The organism is Cuneatibacter sp. NSJ-177, assembly GCF_022867805.1.
Classification (GTDB): Bacteria; Bacillota; Clostridia; order Lachnospirales; family Lachnospiraceae; genus Pseudolachnospira.
Map to the genome: position 1 here is coordinate 448,200 of NZ_JALIFO010000001.1, position 19,296 is coordinate 467,495.

Genomic DNA, 19,296 nt, shown 5'->3' on the forward strand with positions numbered 1-19,296 from the left:
GATGACAGAACTATTGGGATGGGTAAAAAATCTGGCGGTTTACCTGATTTTCAGCGAGCTATTATTTCAAATCCTGCCGCACAAGAGATACCGAAAGTATCTGCGCTTTTTCTCCGGGCTGATTCTGGTGCTTTTGATTCTGTCGCCCTTGTTGTCGGCAGGCGGTCTGGAGCAGCGCCTCCTGGATGCGATGGATTCCTTTTCGCAGATCCAGTCCTCCGATGAGATGGAAGACGTGATGGCCCAGGCGGAGGCGGCCAGAGAGCAGGGCTTATCCGGCGAATACGAGGCTATCTTGGAAAGCAGGGTGGAGGAAATGGTGGAACAAGAGGGGTATCGCCTGGCTTCTTTTTCCGCGGAGCTGTGCCTGGATCCTGAGGCGGAGAATTTTGGCGAGATCTATTCCTTGACAGCAGTGCTCCGGCAAGAAGGGCAGGAAGAGGAGGGAGGGATCCGGGTGGAACCGGTTGTGATTGGGGAGGGAAAAAAGGAGGTGGAACCGGAACTGGCCGGACTGACCGAGGAACTAGGGGGGATTCTCGGTATAGAGCCGGAGAAGATCACGCTGAGCCTGCGGGAATAGGGCGGAAAACTGCCGGAGTGTGTCTGGATGCCCGAAAGACGGGCAAAAGAAAGGATACACTGCCGGAGTGTACCTGGATGCCTGAAAGAGACAGGCAATAGGAAGGAAAGGAGGATCCGATGTGAATCTAAGGGAAATTTGGAAGAATAAAAAGCCGGGGAAGCCCTTCAAAGAATGGGGGCGTATTGAAAAATTAGCCATTCTCCTGGCCGCCGGGCTCCTGCTGGTGGTGATATCCTGGCCCTCCGGCAAGGAGGAAAAACCGGAGACGGCAACGTCGCCTTCCGGGGAGAGTACAACGAACCGCTCTTATGAAGAACAACTGGAACAGCGCCTTAAAACCATCCTGTCCCAAGTGGATGGGGCCGGTGATGTACAAGTGATGATCACCTTGAAAGACGGAGGCGAAAAAGTACTGCAGGAGAACACCTCCCGCACGGATAAACAGGTGGAGGAGACGGACAGCAACGGCGGAGTCCGGAGCCAGAATGAGCACACCTATAATTCCGACACCTTGCTTTCCGGCGGCAGCGGCGGCTCAGGCAGTCCATATGTGGTGCAGGAACGGGTGCCGGAAGTCGAAGGAGTGCTGGTCTTGGCGGAGGGAGCGGAAAAAGCAACGGTAAAAACTGAAATCACCGAAGCGGTGCAAGCATTATTTCCGCTTGAGGTACATAAGATTAGAGTATTAAAAAGGGGTTCATGAGCGAAAGGAGCGTATGCAGTGAAACGGGTATTCAAAAAGAACCAAATTGTCCTCACTCTGCTGGCCGTCATGATAGCGGTAGCCGGGTACCTGAATTACATAAGTAAGGAGGAGCCGGCGTCGGCCAACATGGCAGGCCTCACGGATATTTCCGAGGAGGACATCATGAAGGAAAACCAGGCCGTCGGGGCGTCCTCCGATGAGACCACGGCGAGCGGAGAGACAAACGCAGCCGAAGGGTCTCAGTCGGAACCGGGAGAAGCGGTATTCACCAGCGGAGGCAATGTCGTGGAATTTATCTCCGAAGTGACGCTGAACAAGGAACAGACTCGCGCGAAGAACAAAGAGGCTCTGCTGGAAATCGTCAACAACGAGAATATTTCTTCCGAGCAGAAGCAGGATGCCATCGATACCATGGTTTCGATGACTACGATCGCCGAGAAGGAGAACGCAGCGGAGACATTGCTGAAGACCAAAGGGTTTGAGAACTCGGTGGTCAGCATCACGGACGGATCGGTGGACGTGGTGATCGGAAAAACTCAGCTCAGCGATGCCGAGAGAGCCCAGGTGGAAGATATTGTGAAGAGAAAGACCGATGTCTCGGTGGAGAACATTACGATATCCTTGATGCCCGGCAGCGCGGGAACGCAGGAGACGCAGGCTCCGGAAGAAGACGGAGCGCAGGATGAGACGCAGGGAGAGACCGGCGCGCCGGAAGAGTCCCAGGCGGAGTAGAATCATGAAAGTTCCGAGAGGAAGCAGGACAGAGCATTTGTCCTGCTTCTTTTGCTATACAGGTTTTACGTACTTGAGGAAATCATTTGACTTGTTCCGGCGCCACGTTTACAATGAATATATAAATAGTGAAAATTTATGTAACCGGCGCAGGTTTATGAAGATAGGACTGTTATTAGATCCGGTTACCGCCGGCGGAACTCTGGATTGCAGAAGACGAGCCTGAAGTGGCAAGGAAAAGGAGGAAAGATATGAAGAAGATTGCATTTATCGGCAGCGGCACCATGGGAACGGCGCTGGCAACGGCGGCCTGCCGGGGGATCGATCCGAAGGAAGTCGTGGTGACGGACTTTGTTCAGGAGAAGGCAAAGGCCCTGGCAGACCAGCTTGGCTGCCATTTTGTCGAGGGGAACAAGGCCACGGTACAGTCGGCGGAATATCTGGTGTTCTGCGTCAAGCCTCAGTTTTTAAGCGGGGTTCTTGAAGAAATCAAATCCACGTTTCAAGAGTGCCTGGATGCGGGAGAGAAGAAAATTATCGTGACGATCGTGGCCGGAGTCGATAGCGCTGTCTATGTGGAAGCATTGGGGCTTCAGGGAAAACAGGTCCCGATTATCCGGATCCTGCCGAACACGGCCTGCCTGATTGGAAAAGGGTTTACTCTGATCATGCAGGACGACAGCTACACGAAGGAGCAGCTGGAAGAATTCAAATATATTCTCCGGGAATCCGGCGGCTTCGACAGTCTGCCTCCGTCCCAGTTTGTCGCCGGGACGGTTCTTACCTCCACTTCGCCGGCTTTCATCGCTATGTTTGCCAATTCCCTGGCGGACGGCGGCGTTTACAACGGGCTGCTGCGGCCCCAGGCGAGAAGATATGCCCTGGAAGGAATTCTCGGCACGGTTCAGCTGCTGCTTTCCAGCGATAAGCACCTGGAAGGCTTGAAAGACGATGTCTGTTCGCCGGCAGGCCCTGCTATGATCGGGGTCAAGACATTGGAAGACAAAGGATTCCGCAGCGCGGTGATCAATGCGGTGGCTGACGCCTATGAGCGTTTCAGCTCGATCGGAAAAATAAAATAACGGTTGTTTTTTGAAAACGATCGGGGGTTGTCGCAAATTTGGTTTTTCTATCAGATGTCCGTTTTGTTTCACAGCTAAGCCGGATATCTTGTAGAAAATCCCCATTTTGCGATAGCCCCTTTTTGCATGCAGGCGACCGTGGAACCAGAGGGTTCTTGCTAAGTCGTGGGCAGGAACCAAAAACCAGTAACCTCTTTGGAGAATCTTTTGATTTTCTTAAGAGATCAGTGCTTGACAAATAATATTATACGACATATAATATTGCATGTAACGAGATATTATACAAAAGTATAATATAGTAGCTCTACAGGAGATGATGGCATGGTATTTAATACAGGAGCAGCCCTGCTGGACGCGATCGTGCTGGCAGCGGTTTCCCGCGAACCGGAGGGAACTTACGGGTACAAGATTACCCAGGATGTCCGGAAAGTATTGGACGTGTCCGAGTCTACACTCTACCCGGTGTTGAGGCGTCTGCAAAAAGACGATTTACTGGAGGTGTTCGACATGGAGTATGGAGGACGGAATCGGAGGTACTACAAGGTGACGCCGCAGGGAGAAGCCCAGCTGCGGCTCTATATCAGCGAATGGATATCTTATTCAAGCAAGATATCGAAAATATTTGCGGAGGTAACGAGATGATGAAGGAGGATTTCCTGAGGGAGCTGGAATATATGCTCCAGGACGTGGACGAGGAAGAGAAGGAGGAAGCCCTCCAATATTTTCGGGATTACCTGGAGGACGCCGGACCGGAGGAAGAAGCGTCCGTGCTGAATGAACTGGGGAGTCCGGCCAGGGTGGCGGCGATGATCAAAGCCGGTCTGAGCGGGACGGATCAGGGGGAATTCAGTGAAAACGGGTATGGCGACCCGCGGTATAACGGACCGGCCTATCCGGTGGGCGAGCGGCCAAAACGGTCCGGAAGAGATTTTGAGCAAGCATTCCGGAAAGAGAGGGCAAAGCGGCGGAGCGAACCCTACGAACCGGAGCGGGAGAGACGGACACACAGTGAGGAACGCCGGAACACGTCTCCTTGGGTCGTGGTTTTGATCCTGATCTTGTGCTTGATGGCTGCGCCTGTGATTCTTGGTCTTGGCGGAGGGCTCTTGGGGCTGCTGCTTGGACTCGGCGGCGTTCTGCTGGGATTGCTCGTCTCAGCCGGCGTGCTGACTTTAGCACTGCTGTTCGGCGGCGTGGTGGCGTTTATCGCCGGGATTATCGGATTTTTCTATTCTCCGCTTCGGGGCGTGCTCGGATGCTTTGCCGGCTTGGCTATGACCGGTCTGGGACTTCTGATGCTGGGATTCTCCATCTGGTTTTACGGGACGGCGGTTCCAGCCATAGTCCGCGGGATTGCCGGAGGTATTCATACGATCTTTCGGGGACGTAACAAAGGAGGGGAAAAGACGATATGAGAAAGGGTGTGAAAAGACTTGTCATCGCCGGCGTCATCCTGTTTGCCGTCGGTATCATCGGCGGAGGAATCGCTTTTGGAATTGCAGCGGCGAACGGCGAGTGGCACAGAGGTCGCTGGGGAATTTTTCACGGCACCGGCACTGTAGTGGAAGCGGAGTATCCGGGGGAAACCATTGAGCGGGTGGTCGTGGATATGGGTGCAGGTCAGCTGAAAATCAAAAGAGGAGAGACTTTTTCGATTTATGGGGAGGGACTGTATAACGATTTCCGAAACGAAATTGTGGATGGAACCTGGCATATCGGTCAGGGTGAGGAGGACAATGGGTTTTGGGATCTGTTCCACTCCGCCGGGGAGATTGAGCTGACGATTCCGGAAAACATAGAATTATCCGAGCTTTCCTTATCCGTGGGCGCCGGGGAGCTGGAAGCAGAATCTGTAAACGCCGGACAATTGTCGGTTACCTGCGGAGCAGGCCGTGTTTCCATCGACGAGGCAAAAGCGGATCAAGTGAATATTTCCTGCGGAGTCGGCGAGGTGGAACTGGGCCTTTGGGGAACCGAGGCGGATTTTCGTCCGGATGTCACCTGCAATGTCGGCGAAGTTACGATCGGAGATCGTCATTATAAGGGATTGAATCATAATACGAATGAAACAAATGCGAAGCTGAACGTACACTGTGGAGTGGGTAAAGTGGAAGTGTCTTTCTTGGAGTGAGGAAACAGGAGATATCTGTTGGCGGCATTGACTGCAGTGGGAACGGATTCGGGCGGATACGCCCGAATCGATCAATGAGGAAATAAGGAGGTTGTTATGGATACGAAAAGGCTGTACCGCTCAAGAAAAAATATGATGATAGCAGGTATTTGCGGGGGACTGGGAGAGTATTTTAATGTGGATCCCACGATCCTTCGTCTGGTCTGGGTGATCTTTGGTTGTACGGGCGCCGGAATTGTGGCCTACGTCCTCGCTGCGATCATCATTCCCAGCGATCCGGAATATTAATTCTGATATTGTATAAGGGAGGGGCCTTCCGTCAATACTCTGGAAAAAGGAAGGAGCCTCTATTATGGGTAAAAAGAAAGAAAAACCAATTGACCTTGAAAATTTAACGCCGGAAGAAGAATTAAAGCTGGAAATCGCAGCGGAGATCGGCGTCTACGACAAAGTCCTGTCCGGCGGCTGGCGGGTGCTGTCCGCAAAGGAATCCGGACGGATCGGCGGTCTGCTGAGCAGGAGAAAGAGGAATATGCAGAATGAGGATAAAGCCAAGGAACACGCAAGCGTGGATGGTTGACATTCAGGAACGGCTGCTGCCGGTGATGAGCCGGCCGGAGCATCTGATGGAACGGACAGAGATCTTGCTGAAAGGACTTCGGCTGCTGGAAGTGCCGGTAGTTGTCAGCCAGCAGTACACAAAAGGGCTGGGGATGACGGACAGACGCCTTCTGGCTGCGGCCGGCACCGAGAGCTATCTGGAGAAAATATCTTTTAGCTGTCTCGGTGAGACCGGTATGAGAGAACAGTTAAAGTCTGACCCAGAGAGGGTAAACGTTTTGGTGTTTGGCATTGAGACGCATATCTGCGTGCTCCAGACCGTTCTGGATTTGAAGGAGGCAGGCTATCAGCCGGTTGTAGTGGCTGACTGCCTGGACTCCCGAAATCCCTTTGACCGGGAGATCGCGCTTCGCCGAATGGAAGAAGAAGGCGCCCGGCTGACGACGGTGGAAGCCTGCCTATTTGAGCTGACAGAGCGCGCTGGTACGGATGTGTTCCGCCAAATTTCCCGTCTGATCAAATAGATGTGTATCTGCCGCGGCCGGTCTTATCTATGTACAAGGATAAAATTGGAAAAATTCTAAAAAGCAGTTGACAAGAAGCGTTTTATCGTGTATGATAAAACACGTGCCTGTAAAACAGGCGATGCGCGAGTGGCTCAGGGGTGGAGCACCACCTTGCCAAGGTGGGGGCCGCGGGTTCGAATCCCGTCTCGCGCTTTTTTGTTTTCTCAGTGCCGCGCAAAACGTGGCGCTGTTTTTGTATTTCAATAAGTTTTATGTGAATAATGGACCAGGAAAAAAATATTGCTGTACAAAACTGGCAGATTATGTTATCTTTATAACATAGGTATGTTATTTTTGTAACGTGCAGACAAGCAGGAAAAGGAGTGTTGGCAGATGAAAAATGTATTTTCTTCCTTAGTGGGAAAAGTGGTGGTGGTGACCGGCGGAACCAGAGGAATCGGCTTCGAGACCGTAAAGGCATTCTTGGAGCAGGGAGCGAAGGTGGCTCTGTTTGGATCCAGACAGGAAACCGTTGACCATGCGCTGGAGGAATTAAAGAAGATTAACCCGGAATTTCCGGTGAAAGGGTACCATCCGGATTTATCCAATTTAGAGGATATTACGCAGACGGTAAACGGCATTGCGCAGGAGTTCGGAGAAATCGACGTTCTGATCAACAATGCAGGCGTCAGCGACAACTGCTCGATCTATAATTACGACAGCGAGCAGTTCAATGATGTGATGACGATCAATCTGACATCCGTTTTCAATATGTCCAAGGCGGTGGCGCCTCTGATGAGGGCAAAAAAACAGGGCGTGATTTTGAATACCAGTTCTATGGTAAGCCTGTATGCTCAGCGCAGCGGAAGCGCCTATCCGACCAGTAAATTCGCCGTCAACGGTTTGACGAAATCCCTGGCCCGTGAACTGGGCAAAGACGGCATCCGTGTGAACGCAGTGGCGCCCGGTATCATCGAGACCGATATGGTAGCCGCTCTGGATCAGAGTTTGATTAACCAGATGGCCGCCGGAATTCCCCTGCAGCGCCTGGGCAAGCCGGAAGACATTGCCAATGCTTTTTTGTTCCTGGCCAGCGATATGGGAGCTTATATCACTGGCGCGGTGCTTTCGGTGGACGGAGGCTTTGTCGGTTAATCGGCAGCGGACGTAAAGATTTTACTTGAGATCAGCTGATAGATAGGAAAACCCTCCATACTGATGTATGAAAAAATACTCAGTATGGAGGGTTTTAGATACAGCCAAGAAAATCATAGAAGAACCGGATTGGCAGAGGCGTTCACGCAATCTCTTCGAAGTATCGTCCCAAGTCCCCGCCTTTCCTCCCTACAATAACCCCAGCAGCGTAACAATATCCGCGCTTTTCCCCACCAAAGAAAAAACAACCTTCGGCAGCGCCTGGAGCAATTTCAGCGCTTTCTTTTTATTCGTCGGAGTCGGATGTTCAATCGAAGCTTCCAGCGCCAGCACCAATTCCCGTACCTGTTCGCTATACGCATCATCCTTTTTTTCTATCTCCTCCAACCGGTCAATGATAAGCTTCAATTCACGGTTCAAAACCATCGTCAGATTATCCCCCTGGGATAAATTTTCAGGAAAATCAAGGAGCAGCTGATTGACATCATAGGTCTGCATCAGTTCAGGGACTGCCAGGATATCGATCCCCATCTCTTTTAAATTCCCAAGATTTTTGACTTTGTAATAGACCTCCTTTTTTCCATCGGTAAAAACCATCATTTTCGTATAAGTGCTTTCTGAAATATTCAGTTCTTTGTGGATGTCATCCATGGTCTGTCCCAAAATGCTGACAATGTCCCGCCTTTCTGGGATCTGGCCGCTGTCTATCCCCACGACGATATTCCGGTCCACGGAATAGACAACCACATCAACGCCTTTTAGCTGAAAATGAATCAAATTTTTCTTTACACAAGGATCGACTAAGAACTTGCTGTAGACCGCAAGGATCCGCTGCATAATCAAAATAGGAGAGAAGGAGTAGCTCCAGGCTATTTTATACCAATTCCGTTCCTGCTCCGCCCTCAGGTCCGCATACTCTGTGATGAGACCAGGAAAAAAGATGCGATTATCTTGTGTGTAGCATAATTTGAATTTGCACAGCAGCTGGATCAAGAATTCGCACTTGCTGATGTTGTACGCTTTGTTAAACCGATACATTTCCCGGTAAAAATCATTTCGGTCATAACTGCTTTGCGTCGCCGACCGGAAGATGAAATTTAACGAGTCCGTGATCCATTCCGGATTCAGCACGACATAGGGAGCCCCCTTGTAGGAAACAATGACTCCTAAGGAATTCAGCCAGTCCAGGGTCTCTAAGATATCTTCCTGTTCCAGGATGCCGCAGGAATCGCACACCTCGGAAAATTCATCAAAAGTCAAATAATCTTTGTTGGCTCTCTGAATGGCCTGCAATACATTTTGCCAGGACGGGGTTTCCTTGACCCGATACGCTTCATCCAAGGCGGAGCGGATGACTTCTCTTTTTAGAAGATCGATGTTGCCTTCAGGATGGTCGGAAAGTTTGCAGGAGCAGCGTATAATGGAAACGATATTTTTATACTTATTGAGATAGTATTTCCGGTCAATGTCTGCCTTGGGGTTCTCATCGATCCGGTTGACGACAAGGATAACTTTCCCTTCCGGGGCAAAGGTCTCAATGAATTGCAGCCAGTCGTCCGGTTTTTCGTCGCTTCTGCCGTTCAAAACAATGAGGTACATGGCATTTTTGGTCATAAAGAGGGGATAAAGCGTGTGGTAGATTTCCTGCCCGCCAAAATCCCAAATGTGGAAACATATTTTTTGGCCCTCTTTTTCCGCCATCCAGTCCACAATGTCAATTCCTTCGGTTTTGCTCTGCTCAACGTCAAAGAAATTATCAAGCAGGGCATTTAACAGACAGGTTTTTCCGACGGCTCCATTCCCCAGAAGAATTAATTTGACTTCATAGTCATAGGTGGAGCGGAGGTAATCATCGCTGTGAAAATATTGTTCCAATCCTTGTTTTCCGCCGCGGATGGCCTGCTCCATCTTTTTGTCATCCAAGCATAGATGGATGATCCGGATTCCATAGTGGTCGTTTTCATCCTGATTAAAATCAATCGTTAAATCCAGAATGCTCTGGGGCAGTGTTTTTAACCGGCAGTCCTGGAGGTCCAGGCATTTCAGAGCCTTTAATTTCCCGATCTGTTCCGGCAGCTCCCGAATTTTTGTCCCCCATAAGGTGAGCTTTTCCAATCTTTCCAATTCGCAGATTTCTTCCGGCAATGCTTTTAAAGGCGACTCTGCCAAATTGATATTTCGGAGTTTTTTTAACGTGCCGATTTCCCTGGGCAGGGAGGTAATCAGCGTATTGTACATATTAATATGGTCTAATGAGGAGAGACGGGCGATTTTCGGCGAGAGCTGCTGGACTTTGGCCAAACTGATATCCAATACCTTTAGATGAACCAGATCATACACCTTTTCCGGTATTCTGGCAATCCGCCGGGGCAATTTCAGCTCAATAATGCAATCGGTCGCTTCGTCATAAACGTATTGCCCTTTATCGTCCCGGTAATCAATTTTTTCTACCTGACGGAAACGAATTTTTTCTTCGTTTTCCATACAGGTAAGGATGGACTTTTCTCTCATGGACAGCTCCTTCCTTGCTTAAAATCATAGAATAAACTGGATTCAACAGATGGATCACTTTGCCTGTGCTACACCCGCTTCACAAAATTTCCATCCACCGACAGCCCTTCCTTAATCACCATAAACGCCTTGGGATTCGCCTCATACACAATCCGTTTCAAGGTATCGATTTCATACTTTGTCAACACCGTGTACAGCACGTCCACCTCTTCTCCGGTGTAGCCTCCCTGGGCATTCCAGTAGGTGATGCCGCGGTGGAGTTTTTTCATGATGTTTTCTTCAATCAGTTTGTTGTTGGTCTTGGAAATGATAATCGCCTCCACCCGGATATTCTGAGAGTGGACTTTATCAATCGTGAAGGAGGAGAAGAAGGAATAGATGATGGAGTAAATCGCCACCGCCGGAGTAAAAATGACCAGGCAGATTGCGTAAATAACCAGATTCACCAGCATATTCATCTTTCCCACGCTGAAATCTTTCATTTTACGCATCAGGTACACGCCGACGATTTCTAAGCCACCGCCGCAGCTGCCGGCCCGCAGATAAGTGCCGATGCCGAATCCGCAGGTGATACCGCCGATCAGGCAGTTGGCGATGTCCTCTTCCAGGATCGGCTGCATGGGTACCCGAATCAGCGAAAGCGCAACGGAAACCGTCGTGATCGTGATCAGTGTCCGGATCACAAATTCCCGCTCCATAATCTTGAAAGCAAATAGGATCAACGGAATGTTCAGAGCGTAATAAATGATACCGGCGATATCCAGGGCTCCGAAGTGGAAGCCCAGGCCGGAGACGAGAAAGGTCCGGATCAGCTGTGCGATGCCCATAACGCCGCCGCTGTACAGTCCGGTCGGCACAATAAAAAAATTCATGCCGAGAGAGTAGATCAGAGCACCAAGTATCCCGGTCATGATTTTTCCGGACTCTCTGTACTTGAATCGGTTCTGAATTTCCTGTTTTTCCATAGACGGCCTCCTCACATCATCAATCTGCAGCAGGACAAAATGGGATATGTTTTTATAGTCTCATCATATTATAATGCTTTAAAGAATGCAATGCTTTTCTGAAAAGACACTGGAATCGGGAAGGCGATTCTCCTCTGATTGGCTCCGTCTGGATGGAATCATTCAGATGTTGTGGGGTTTTCTTTCTCCCTCGTCAGCCGGCCGGCAAGGGGGGAAAGGTGTGTGAGGGAGCTGCAGATGTGCGCACGAAAAAAGCCGGATACAAAAAAAGACTTGCTCGTCTGCATTCGACTCTCATTTTTTCTCTCTTTTTTAGTCCAACGCTCCTTTCATCCCTGTAGCCGGATGGCTGTGCACTGGGGCGGCGGGAATTTATTTTTGTGGCATTGGCGGTTCGCCCGTGGACTGGTCCTGATCCTTCAAATAGTCCACAAAATATTCGATTAGCTCCCTGGGGTAGGGCTTGTCGTCAATTTTGCTTCCGGTGATCTTTTCCAGAAAGAGTTGTCCTTGGCTGTTCCAAAATTTGTCTCGGATGGTGCGGATGTCTTTTTCCACATTCCTGTAATTGTCATGGAACATCTCGGCAATTTTCTGATACACTTCCTCTCTCATGCGGCAAAGGCGAGTTTCATTCTCTGCCACCAGCCGGATTGCATGGAGTAAATACTGGTAACCTTTGTAACTTTGCGAGATCTTCGCTTCCCTTAAAAGGCGCTTGATATTTTCCATTTCTTTCCTCCTAATGTAACTATGGCAATTGTAGGGGATTTTCAAAGTGTTGGGACGGAATAGACGTTCGGCGACAAAAAGAGACTGTATGGAAGCGGAAACAATAGCTATTGTCGGAGTTGGAGGAAGGTGTTATGATTATACTTGAAAATCTTGAGAAAAAAGTGAGAATACAAGAATCGGACAAATTTCGATCAGTAAGAATGGGGTAATTGCACGTGACACGAAAAAAGAGGAAAAGTCAATTTATTTGGCTGGCGGCAATGTTTGCCGTCATGGCCGTCATCTTTTGTTTCTCCACTCAACCCGGAGAGCAATCCAGCCAGGTCAGCAATGGCGTGATGGAATGTTTGATGAAATTAAAGCCGGTCCGGTGGGTACTGGAGGAGACGCCGGTATTGGATCTGCTGCCGCTGCGGAAATGGGGGCATTTCACAGTTTACTTTTTATTGGGAATCACCAGCTTTGGCTGGATGCGTCAAGTCGCCGGAAGGCTGCGGTGGTCTGTGGCCGGGGCTGGCGCCATCTGCTTTTTGTACGCTTGTTCCGATGAATTTCACCAGCTCTTTGTACCGGGGCGCGCCGGGCAGTGGAGGGATGTAGGGATCGATTCCATGGGAGCTGCGTTTGGAATCGGCATTTGGCTGCTGGTACTATGGATCCTGCGGCTGAGACGACGGAGGGCGGAGCGGTAGAGATCATTTTAGGCGATGGGGAGCGGTAAAAATTGGAGGACAAAAGTTGTATTCCCGCAGATTCTGTGCTACACTATTGCATTATGGAACAAAATGGCGCAGGCTGCGCAAAATCGTTTCATTTCTAAGAGGAGGAGTTTATGAAATCGTTCATTCCAGAGAATTACCAGTCGAAGTTAAACCTCTATGAGACCCAGTCCGCCATTGGTCTTATCAAGCACGACTTTCCGGCAGCCCTGGAGCAGGCGGTTCGACTGAAACGAGTGTCCGCGCCGCTGTTTGTGGACGCCAAGAGCGGCCTGAATGACGACCTGAACGGCATCGAACGGCCGGTCAGCTTCTGCGCCCCGGCTACCAGTGTGGAGGCACAGGTGGTGCACTCTTTGGCCAAGTGGAAGCGCATGGCGCTTTACCGCTATGACTTTTTCCCAGGAAAGGGTTTGTATACAGATATGAATGCAATCCGCCAGGACGAAGAGCTGGATAATATCCATTCTCTCTATGTGGATCAGTGGGATTGGGAAAAGGTAATCACCGAGGAAGAAAGAAATGTAGAGTATTTAAAGGAAACGGTGCAGGCCATCGTGACCTGTATCTGTCATACGCTGGATTCTTTGAAGGTGCGGTTCCGCCAGATTGACACGGTGCTGCAGCGGGAAGTGACTTTTCTGACTACCCAGGAGCTGGAGGATCGTTTTCCGGATTGTACGCCGGATGAGAGAGAATACCGGGTTGGGAAGGAATACGGCACCGTATTTTTGATTGGAATCGGCGACAAGCTGGCTTCCGGGGAGCCCCACGGCGGGCGGGCGCCTGACTACGATGACTGGCATCTGAACGGGGATCTGCTGTTTTATCATCCGGTGCTGGATATTGTGCTGGAGATTTCCTCCATGGGGATCCGCGTCAATCCGGAAACACTGGACCGCCAGCTGACCTTGGCCCACTGCGATAACCGGAGAGAATTGCCGTTTCACAAGCTTTTGCTGGAAGGAAAGCTTCCCCTTACCATGGGCGGCGGAATCGGCCAGTCCCGACTCTGCATGCTGCTGTTGGGGAAGGCCCATATCGGGGAAGTTCAGTCCTCGCTCTGGGATCCGAAGACCATTGAGATGTGCAAAAAGGCGGGCGTGACATTGCTGTAATAGCAGTCCAGGAGCAAAAAGAATCAGACACCGCTCCGATTCAAGGAGAAGAGGAGCGGTGTGAAAACTAGGGGTAAGAGCAGGCCTTGTGAAAGAGGCCGCAGCCGGGAAAGAGGGAAATAGGTCCGTTTTATATGGGGATTAAATTGTTCCTGAAAGATAAAAAATTCTAGTTGACAAAACGTTGGATTTATAGTATTATAGCATCTGTCCGGTGAGACAATATCATGCGCGAGTGGCTCAGGGGTGGAGCACCACCTTGCCAAGGTGGGGGCCGCGGGTTCGAATCCCGTCTCGCGCTTTTAAAAAGTCCAAATACCACGTAAATAGGTGGTTTTGGATTTTTTTGTTTTATCAGAATTAAAACTCCCGGTTCAGGAAGCACAAGTGGAGTTCGGGGCTTTTTGACGACTAGCTTTCGCGCACTTGGGGAAGCCTAATGAGAAAGAAGCAAAGGCAGAATGTCAGGAGATGCGTATGAATCATTTGGAAAAAGAAAAATCCCCCTATCTGATCCAGCACAGGGAAAATCCGGTGGACTGGTATCCTTGGGGAAAGGAAGCTTTTGACCGGGCCCTGCGGGAGGACAAGCCGGTCTTTCTCAGTATCGGTTACTCTACCTGTCATTGGTGCCATGTGATGGCCCATGAGTCTTTTGAGGACACGGAGGTGGCGGAGCTTTTAAACCGGGAATTCGTCTGCATCAAAGTGGACCGGGAAGAGCGGCCGGATGTCGACGCAGTTTATATGGAGGCCTGTCAGATGATGACCGGCTCCGGCGGCTGGCCTCTGACCGTGCTGATGACGCCGGAGCAAAAACCATTTTTCGCCGGGACGTATTTTCCGAAGAATGACCGGTTTGGCCGGCCTGGGCTGATCCAACTGCTGGAACGGGCATCGGAGCTCTGGAAGACGGAACGGGATTCCTTGCTGGAGACCGGAGATAAGATTGCCGCGGTGGTGGCCGAGGTGCCGCCGGCCCCTTCATCCGAGCCGGACCGGGAGCTGCTGCGGCAGGCGTATCAGACTTATACTCGTCAGTTTGATGAAACGTGGGGCGGTTTTGGGGCAGCGCCCAAATTTCCGGTTCCTCACAATCTGATGTTTCTTCTCCAGTATTCCTTTATAGAACACACTCCAGAGGCCCGGCAGATGGTGGAGCGCACCCTTTCGGCCATGGCGGAGGGCGGAATCTGCGACCAGATCGGAGGCGGTTTTTCCCGATATTCCACGGATCCAAAGTGGCTTGCGCCCCACTTTGAAAAAATGCTCTATGACAATGCGTTGCTTGCTTTGGCATACCTGGATGCTTACCAGGCTACCGGCCGGGATTTTTATGCGGAGGTGGCTAGGCGCACGCTGAATTATATGCTGCGTGAGCTGCAGGATCCCAGGGGCGGTTTTTATTCGGGACAGGATGCGGACAGTGAAGGGATAGAGGGCAAATACTACCTGTGGACGCGGGAGGAGATCCTCCAAGTTCTCGGCCGGGAGGCAGGGGAACGTTTTTGCAGCCGCTATGACATCACGGAAGACGGCAACTTTGAGGGCAAAAACATTCCGAACCGGATAGTCTCGAAGGAAGAGCCTTTTTCGGCGGAGGATCCCAGCCTGAAACGGCTGTACGATTACCGGCGGAGCAGAACCAGCCTTCACAGGGACGACAAGATTCTGCTCGCTTGGAATGGCTGGGCCATGGCGGCTCTGGCCAGAGCCGGGCGGGTTTTACGGGAGGACCGTTACCTGGATGCCGCCCTGCGGTGCTGGGATTTCGTGGAAGCAAATATGATTGGAATGGACGGCCGCCTGTCACTGCGCTGGAAGGATGGGGAAGCGGCTCATATGGGACAGCTGGACGACTATGCTGTGCTGGCTTTCGCTCTGCTGGAACTCTACGATGCGACGTTTGATCCGATTTACCTGCTGCAGGCAACGTATCGCGCCGTTCAGATGGAGGACTGGTTTGAAGACCAGGAAAATGGAGGTTATTACAAAACGGCTTCCGATGCGGAAACACTGATTGCAAGACTAAAAGAAACCTATGACGGAGCGATCCCTTCCGGCAATTCCGTGGCCGGAGCGGTGTGGGTGCGGCTGGCGAAATATACTGGGGAAAACAAGTATCAGGAGGCGGCCGGCCGGCAGCTTCGTTTTCTGGCCGGGGCAGTTTCTCAGTCACCGGCCGGACATGGTTTTGCTCTTTGGGTCCTTGGGCTGGCGCTGGCCCCTTCGCGGGAACTGGTTTGCGCGTCTTCCTTTGGACTGCCGGAGCCTTTGGAAGCTTACCGGCGAGAATCTTTTGCCGCCGGTTTAACTACTCTGCTGAAAACAGCGGAAAATGCCGGGCGATTGGCGCTGGCGGCGCCCTTTACAGCATCCTACCCGGTGCCGGAACAGGGAGAGGTCTACTATCTCTGCCAGAACGGAGCCTGTGCCGCGCCGGTGACGGAATGGGAGAATTTGAACCTCTGATCAAGGATATTTTCTGATGGTTTATCCGGCGGTACCCGGCGCAGCCTGCCGGACGCCGCCGGGATCGTAAAGATAACGATCGAAAAACCGAAGATATTCTTAAAAAATATGAAAATATGGGAATTGGTGGTTGACAAAACGGGGACGAGTGATTATCCTAATTAGCATAGCTATTGGGGTTCCATTACATAGGAGGAATGCGAAAATGCAGACTGCAAAGATTATGTTTCGCAGTGTGGCAGATGCAGAGGAGTTTGTCAGCTGTGCGGAACGGTATCCAAACCATATGGATATTCAGTGCGGAAATCGTATGGTAGATGCGAAGTCTCTGCTAGGTGTGATTGGCTTAGGGATTGAACGGAAGCTGAACCTGAAGATTTACGGGGAAGGCTGTGAGGATTTGCTGAACAAAATGGAATTTTGCACGGTAGATTAAATCCACCGGAAAGGAAAAACCGCTGTGAAAGGCCGGAAAACCGGTTGTCACAACGGTTTTTTCTCTCTATTTAAAAATTCGTCCTATTAATTAGGAAGATAGTAATGGAAAAGAAAGGAAAACATGCAGTATTTAATCTCTTTTTTAGAAGGAATTATCACGTTTATCTCCCCTTGTCTGCTGCCTTTGCTGCCGGTGTACATCTCTTATTTTGCCGGGGAGAGCGGCGAAGAGGGGAAGCTGTTCCGGACATTGCGGAACTCGCTGGCTTTTGTTTGCGGCTTTGGGGTGATTTTTGTGGCGCTTGGCGCCTTTGCCGGGACGGTCGGGAGTTTCCTGATCCGGTATAAAACTTGGGTGAATCTGGTGACCGGCCTGGTGGTGGTGGTTTTTGGATTGAACTTTCTCGGCGTTTTTCGGATTGGTATTTTGAATCAGAGCCGCCAGATGGAAATGAAGCAAAAGGGCCACAGCCTGCTTTCTTCCTTTTTATTTGGGATTGTGTTCTCGATTGGCTGGACTCCCTGCGTAGGCGCGTTCCTGGGGTCGGCGTTGATGCTGGCTTCCCAGCAGGGATCCGTCGGGAAAGGCGTCCTTATGCTGGTGCTCTATACCCTGGGACTGGGGATTCCTTTTGTGGCCAGCGCGATTTTGATCGACCGCTTGAAGACGGCTTTCGGCTGGATTAAACGGCATTACGATATCATCACGAAGATATCGGGGGCGCTTTTGGTATTGGTTGGTATCTTTATGTGTCTGGGATGGATGGACCGGCTGCTGTCCCTGCTGAGCTTTTAAGGAGGTTCTATTGAAAAAATGGGTGATCGGGGTTATCGCTTTTGCCGTGTTCCTCGGCGGCTGTTTCTTTCTTTATCAAAAGTTGTCCGGGGAATATCGTCCCCAGGATCAGTTAGTGACGGTGGGAGGCGGAGAAACGGGCGCTTCTGAGACCGGTGATTCCACCGCAGATTCCGGGCCGGCGGCCTCTTCGGAGAGCCAGCCGCCTGCTCAGACGGAGGAGAGCACTGCCCAAACGCAGCAGTCTGCCTCGTCTGCCAATGAGACAAGTGCGGCGGGGACATCCTCCGGGGAGGCGGATAACAACGACAGTATGGCCATGGATTTTAAGCTTGCCGACGCAGATGGGAATGAGTACACGTTTTACGACCTTCTGAAGGCGGCGGGCAAGCCAATGGTCGTGAATTTTTGGGCCAGCTGGTGTGGCCCGTGTAAAAGCGAAATGCCGGAATTCCAGAAATTGTACGAGGAGAAAGGCGATTCCATTGGCTTTTTGATGGTGAACCTGACGGATGGAAGCCGGGAAACCGTGGAGAAGGCGACCAAGTTTATTGAGGAGCAAGGATACAGCTTCCCGGTCTACTATGATATCTGGCAGGAAGCGGCTTACACCTACTATATCAACTCGATTCCGATGACTATTTTTGTCCGGGCAGACGGCACCCTGGAGGCCTACGCGGAAGGCGCCCTGGACGAAGAGCTGCTGCAAAAGGGGATTGGGATGCTGGAAGATTCCATGGAACAATAAAATATAGGGCGCCTTGGGGGGCGCCCTATCAAAGACGAAGGAAAGGATGGCAAGAGAGCGAAGGGGAGTCTCGTGTGAGGACCATCCTTTCCACATCGCAGGAAAACGGAAGGAATGTTTTCCAACTGAGACAAGCATACCAGGATCTTGTGGGTATTTCTTGAAAAAAGTTTGAAAAATCTGTGAACACTGATTTCGAATGTTTTTAGGATTTCGGGAGCACGCAGTATAGAAAAGATACGTGCGAAGAAATAGGGAAAGAAATATACCAGGAGAGAAGAGAGGAAGAAAAGATGTGGAGATTTGAATGTGATTATACGGAAGGAGCCCATCCAGCGATCTTAGAGCGCCTTTTGGAGACCAACGAAGAGCAGACGCCGGGGTATGGAACGGATCTTTACTGCGAAAGCGCACGGAAGAAAATTCAGGCGGCCTGTGAGAGGGAGGACGTGGATGTCCATTTTCTGGTCGGCGGCACCCAGGCCAATGTCACGGTGATCCGGGCGGCGCTGCGGCCGTATCAGGGTGTGATTTCCGCCTCCACCGGACACATCAATGTCCATGAAACCGGAGCCGTCGAGGCGGCCGGCCATAAAGTGCTGGCGCTGCCCGGCAGGGATGGAAAACTGACGGCGGATCAGGTGCAGGAGACCTGCCGCGCCCATTATGCGGATCCGGACCGGGAGCACACGGTGCAGCCGGGCATGGTCTATCTGTCCCACCCGACGGAGACCGGAACGCTGTATTCCCTGAAGGAGCTGACCGAGATACGGGATGCCTGCCGGGAATGGGGGCTTTCGCTGTTTTTGGACGGAGCCCGGCTGGGCTACGGCATGGCGGCAGAGGGAAATGAAATTGGCTTTCCGGAGCTGGCCCGGCTCTGCGACGTATTTTATATCGGAGGCACCAAGGTGGGGGCTTTGTTTGGGGAAGCCGTTGTAATCAGTGATCCGGGGCTTCAGAAGGATTTCCGCTATGAGATCAAGCAGCAGGGCGGTATGCTGGCGAAGGGGCGCCTATTGGGACTCCAGTTTGATACCCTCTTTACCGGCGGGAGGTATCTTGCGATCGCCCGGCATGCAGTCCGGATGGCGGAGCGGATCCGGGATGGATTTCAAAAACAGGGGTATTCCTTTTTATGCGAATCCCGGACCAATCAGCAGTTCCCGATCCTGTCCAATGCCGAGGTGGAGGCCCTGTCAGAGAAATATTGCTTTTCCCGCTGGGAAGCGGTGGATTCGGAGCACACGGCCGTGCGGTTCTGTACGAGCTGGGCGACCAAAGAAGAGGCGGTCGAAGCACTGCTGGCGGATGTAGCTGCTTTGAGAAAATAAG

21 protein-coding genes and 2 tRNA genes are annotated in these 19,296 nt (G+C 51.3%); 20 read left to right on the forward strand and 3 right to left on the reverse strand.

Going from position 1 to position 19,296, the window contains the following annotated elements:
- The first annotated feature begins 1 nt into the window (after window position 1).
- The 12 genes from MUB23_RS01970 to MUB23_RS02025 all read left to right on the forward strand — a co-directional run bounded on the left by MUB23_RS01970 (window position 2) and on the right by MUB23_RS02025 (window position 7,459).
- Entirely contained in the window at window positions 2-583 is a 582-nt protein-coding gene (locus MUB23_RS01970) for a stage III sporulation protein AF (protein ID WP_244798508.1), read from the forward strand.
- A 121-nt stretch (window positions 584-704) separates the two neighbouring features.
- Entirely contained in the window at window positions 705-1,289 is a 585-nt protein-coding gene (locus tag MUB23_RS01975) for a stage III sporulation protein AG (RefSeq protein ID WP_244798509.1), read from the forward strand.
- 18 nt (window positions 1,290-1,307) lie between these two features.
- On the forward strand, window positions 1,308-2,024 hold the full coding sequence (locus tag MUB23_RS01980; protein ID WP_244798510.1) for a SpoIIIAH-like family protein: 717 nt from the start codon (window positions 1,308-1,310) through the stop codon (window positions 2,022-2,024).
- 251 nt (window positions 2,025-2,275) lie between these two features.
- Window positions 2,276-3,106, forward strand: coding sequence for a pyrroline-5-carboxylate reductase (gene proC, locus MUB23_RS01985; protein WP_244798511.1), 831 nt, complete (start codon window positions 2,276-2,278; stop codon window positions 3,104-3,106).
- A gap of 321 nt (window positions 3,107-3,427) precedes the next feature.
- Window positions 3,428-3,748, forward strand: a complete 321-nt coding sequence (locus tag MUB23_RS01990) for a PadR family transcriptional regulator (protein WP_244798512.1) — start codon at window positions 3,428-3,430, stop codon at window positions 3,746-3,748.
- Window positions 3,745-4,521: a DUF1700 domain-containing protein gene (locus tag MUB23_RS01995; protein WP_244798513.1), complete on the forward strand. Its 777-nt coding sequence runs from the start codon at window positions 3,745-3,747 to the stop codon at window positions 4,519-4,521. Before MUB23_RS01990 ends, MUB23_RS01995 begins: the two co-directional genes overlap by 4 nt.
- Window positions 4,518-5,237, forward strand: coding sequence for a DUF4097 family beta strand repeat-containing protein (locus MUB23_RS02000; protein WP_244798514.1), 720 nt, complete (start codon window positions 4,518-4,520; stop codon window positions 5,235-5,237). Before MUB23_RS01995 ends, MUB23_RS02000 begins: the two co-directional genes overlap by 4 nt.
- Window positions 5,238-5,333: 96 nt before the next feature.
- On the forward strand, window positions 5,334-5,525 hold the full coding sequence (locus tag MUB23_RS02005; protein WP_244798515.1) for a PspC domain-containing protein: 192 nt from the start codon (window positions 5,334-5,336) through the stop codon (window positions 5,523-5,525).
- Window positions 5,526-5,589: 64 nt separating this feature from the next.
- On the forward strand, window positions 5,590-5,817 hold the full coding sequence (locus MUB23_RS02010; RefSeq protein WP_244798516.1) for a small, acid-soluble spore protein, alpha/beta type: 228 nt from the start codon (window positions 5,590-5,592) through the stop codon (window positions 5,815-5,817).
- Complete coding sequence (locus MUB23_RS02015; RefSeq protein WP_244798517.1) at window positions 5,810-6,322, forward strand: isochorismatase family protein; 513 nt, start codon at window positions 5,810-5,812, stop codon at window positions 6,320-6,322. Before MUB23_RS02010 ends, MUB23_RS02015 begins: the two co-directional genes overlap by 8 nt.
- A gap of 123 nt (window positions 6,323-6,445) precedes the next feature.
- Window positions 6,446-6,517: transfer RNA gene (locus MUB23_RS02020), tRNA-Gly, on the forward strand.
- 180 nt (window positions 6,518-6,697) lie between these two features.
- Window positions 6,698-7,459 (forward strand): SDR family NAD(P)-dependent oxidoreductase, encoded by a 762-nt coding sequence (locus tag MUB23_RS02025; protein ID WP_244798518.1) that lies wholly within the window; start codon window positions 6,698-6,700, stop codon window positions 7,457-7,459.
- Between the two features lie 189 nt (window positions 7,460-7,648).
- Here MUB23_RS02025 and MUB23_RS02030 read toward each other — a convergent pair whose 3' ends face one another.
- The 3 genes from MUB23_RS02030 to MUB23_RS02040 form a co-directional block, all read right to left on the reverse strand.
- A complete protein-coding gene (locus tag MUB23_RS02030) occupies window positions 7,649-9,970 on the reverse strand; it encodes a COR domain-containing protein (RefSeq protein ID WP_244798519.1) in 2,322 nt (773 codons plus the stop codon).
- A gap of 68 nt (window positions 9,971-10,038) precedes the next feature.
- Complete coding sequence (locus MUB23_RS02035; protein WP_244798520.1) at window positions 10,039-10,935, reverse strand: YitT family protein; 897 nt, start codon at window positions 10,933-10,935, stop codon at window positions 10,039-10,041.
- Between the two features lie 372 nt (window positions 10,936-11,307).
- Window positions 11,308-11,667, reverse strand: a complete 360-nt coding sequence (locus MUB23_RS02040; protein WP_244798521.1) for a sporulation initiation factor Spo0A C-terminal domain-containing protein — start codon at window positions 11,665-11,667, stop codon at window positions 11,308-11,310.
- A gap of 218 nt (window positions 11,668-11,885) precedes the next feature.
- On the opposite strand from MUB23_RS02040, the gene MUB23_RS02045 reads away from it, so the two are divergent.
- The 8 genes from MUB23_RS02045 to MUB23_RS02080 all read left to right on the forward strand — a co-directional run bounded on the left by MUB23_RS02045 (window position 11,886) and on the right by MUB23_RS02080 (window position 19,295).
- The gene (locus MUB23_RS02045; protein WP_244798522.1) at window positions 11,886-12,362 is read left to right on the forward strand and encodes a VanZ family protein; all 477 of its coding nucleotides are present in this window, start codon (window positions 11,886-11,888) and stop codon (window positions 12,360-12,362) included.
- 140 nt (window positions 12,363-12,502) lie between these two features.
- Window positions 12,503-13,507, forward strand: a complete 1,005-nt coding sequence (gene asnA / locus MUB23_RS02050; RefSeq protein WP_244798523.1) for an aspartate--ammonia ligase — start codon at window positions 12,503-12,505, stop codon at window positions 13,505-13,507.
- 229 nt (window positions 13,508-13,736) lie between these two features.
- A tRNA-Gly gene (locus MUB23_RS02055) sits at window positions 13,737-13,808 on the forward strand.
- A 176-nt stretch (window positions 13,809-13,984) separates the two neighbouring features.
- Window positions 13,985-15,979: a thioredoxin domain-containing protein gene (locus MUB23_RS02060; protein WP_330641760.1), complete on the forward strand. Its 1,995-nt coding sequence runs from the start codon at window positions 13,985-13,987 to the stop codon at window positions 15,977-15,979.
- A 205-nt stretch (window positions 15,980-16,184) separates the two neighbouring features.
- Window positions 16,185-16,415 carry an HPr family phosphocarrier protein gene (locus MUB23_RS02065; protein ID WP_244798525.1) on the forward strand — a complete coding sequence of 77 codons (231 nt, stop codon included), beginning with the start codon at window positions 16,185-16,187 and terminating at the stop codon, window positions 16,413-16,415.
- A gap of 123 nt (window positions 16,416-16,538) precedes the next feature.
- The gene (locus MUB23_RS02070) at window positions 16,539-17,213 is read left to right on the forward strand and encodes a cytochrome c biogenesis CcdA family protein (protein ID WP_244798526.1); all 675 of its coding nucleotides are present in this window, start codon (window positions 16,539-16,541) and stop codon (window positions 17,211-17,213) included.
- 10 nt (window positions 17,214-17,223) lie between these two features.
- Window positions 17,224-17,961: a TlpA family protein disulfide reductase gene (locus MUB23_RS02075; RefSeq protein ID WP_244798527.1), complete on the forward strand. Its 738-nt coding sequence runs from the start codon at window positions 17,224-17,226 to the stop codon at window positions 17,959-17,961.
- Between the two features lie 293 nt (window positions 17,962-18,254).
- A complete protein-coding gene (locus MUB23_RS02080) occupies window positions 18,255-19,295 on the forward strand; it encodes a threonine aldolase family protein (protein ID WP_244798528.1) in 1,041 nt (346 codons plus the stop codon).
- The last annotated feature ends 1 nt before the right edge of the window (window position 19,296 follow it).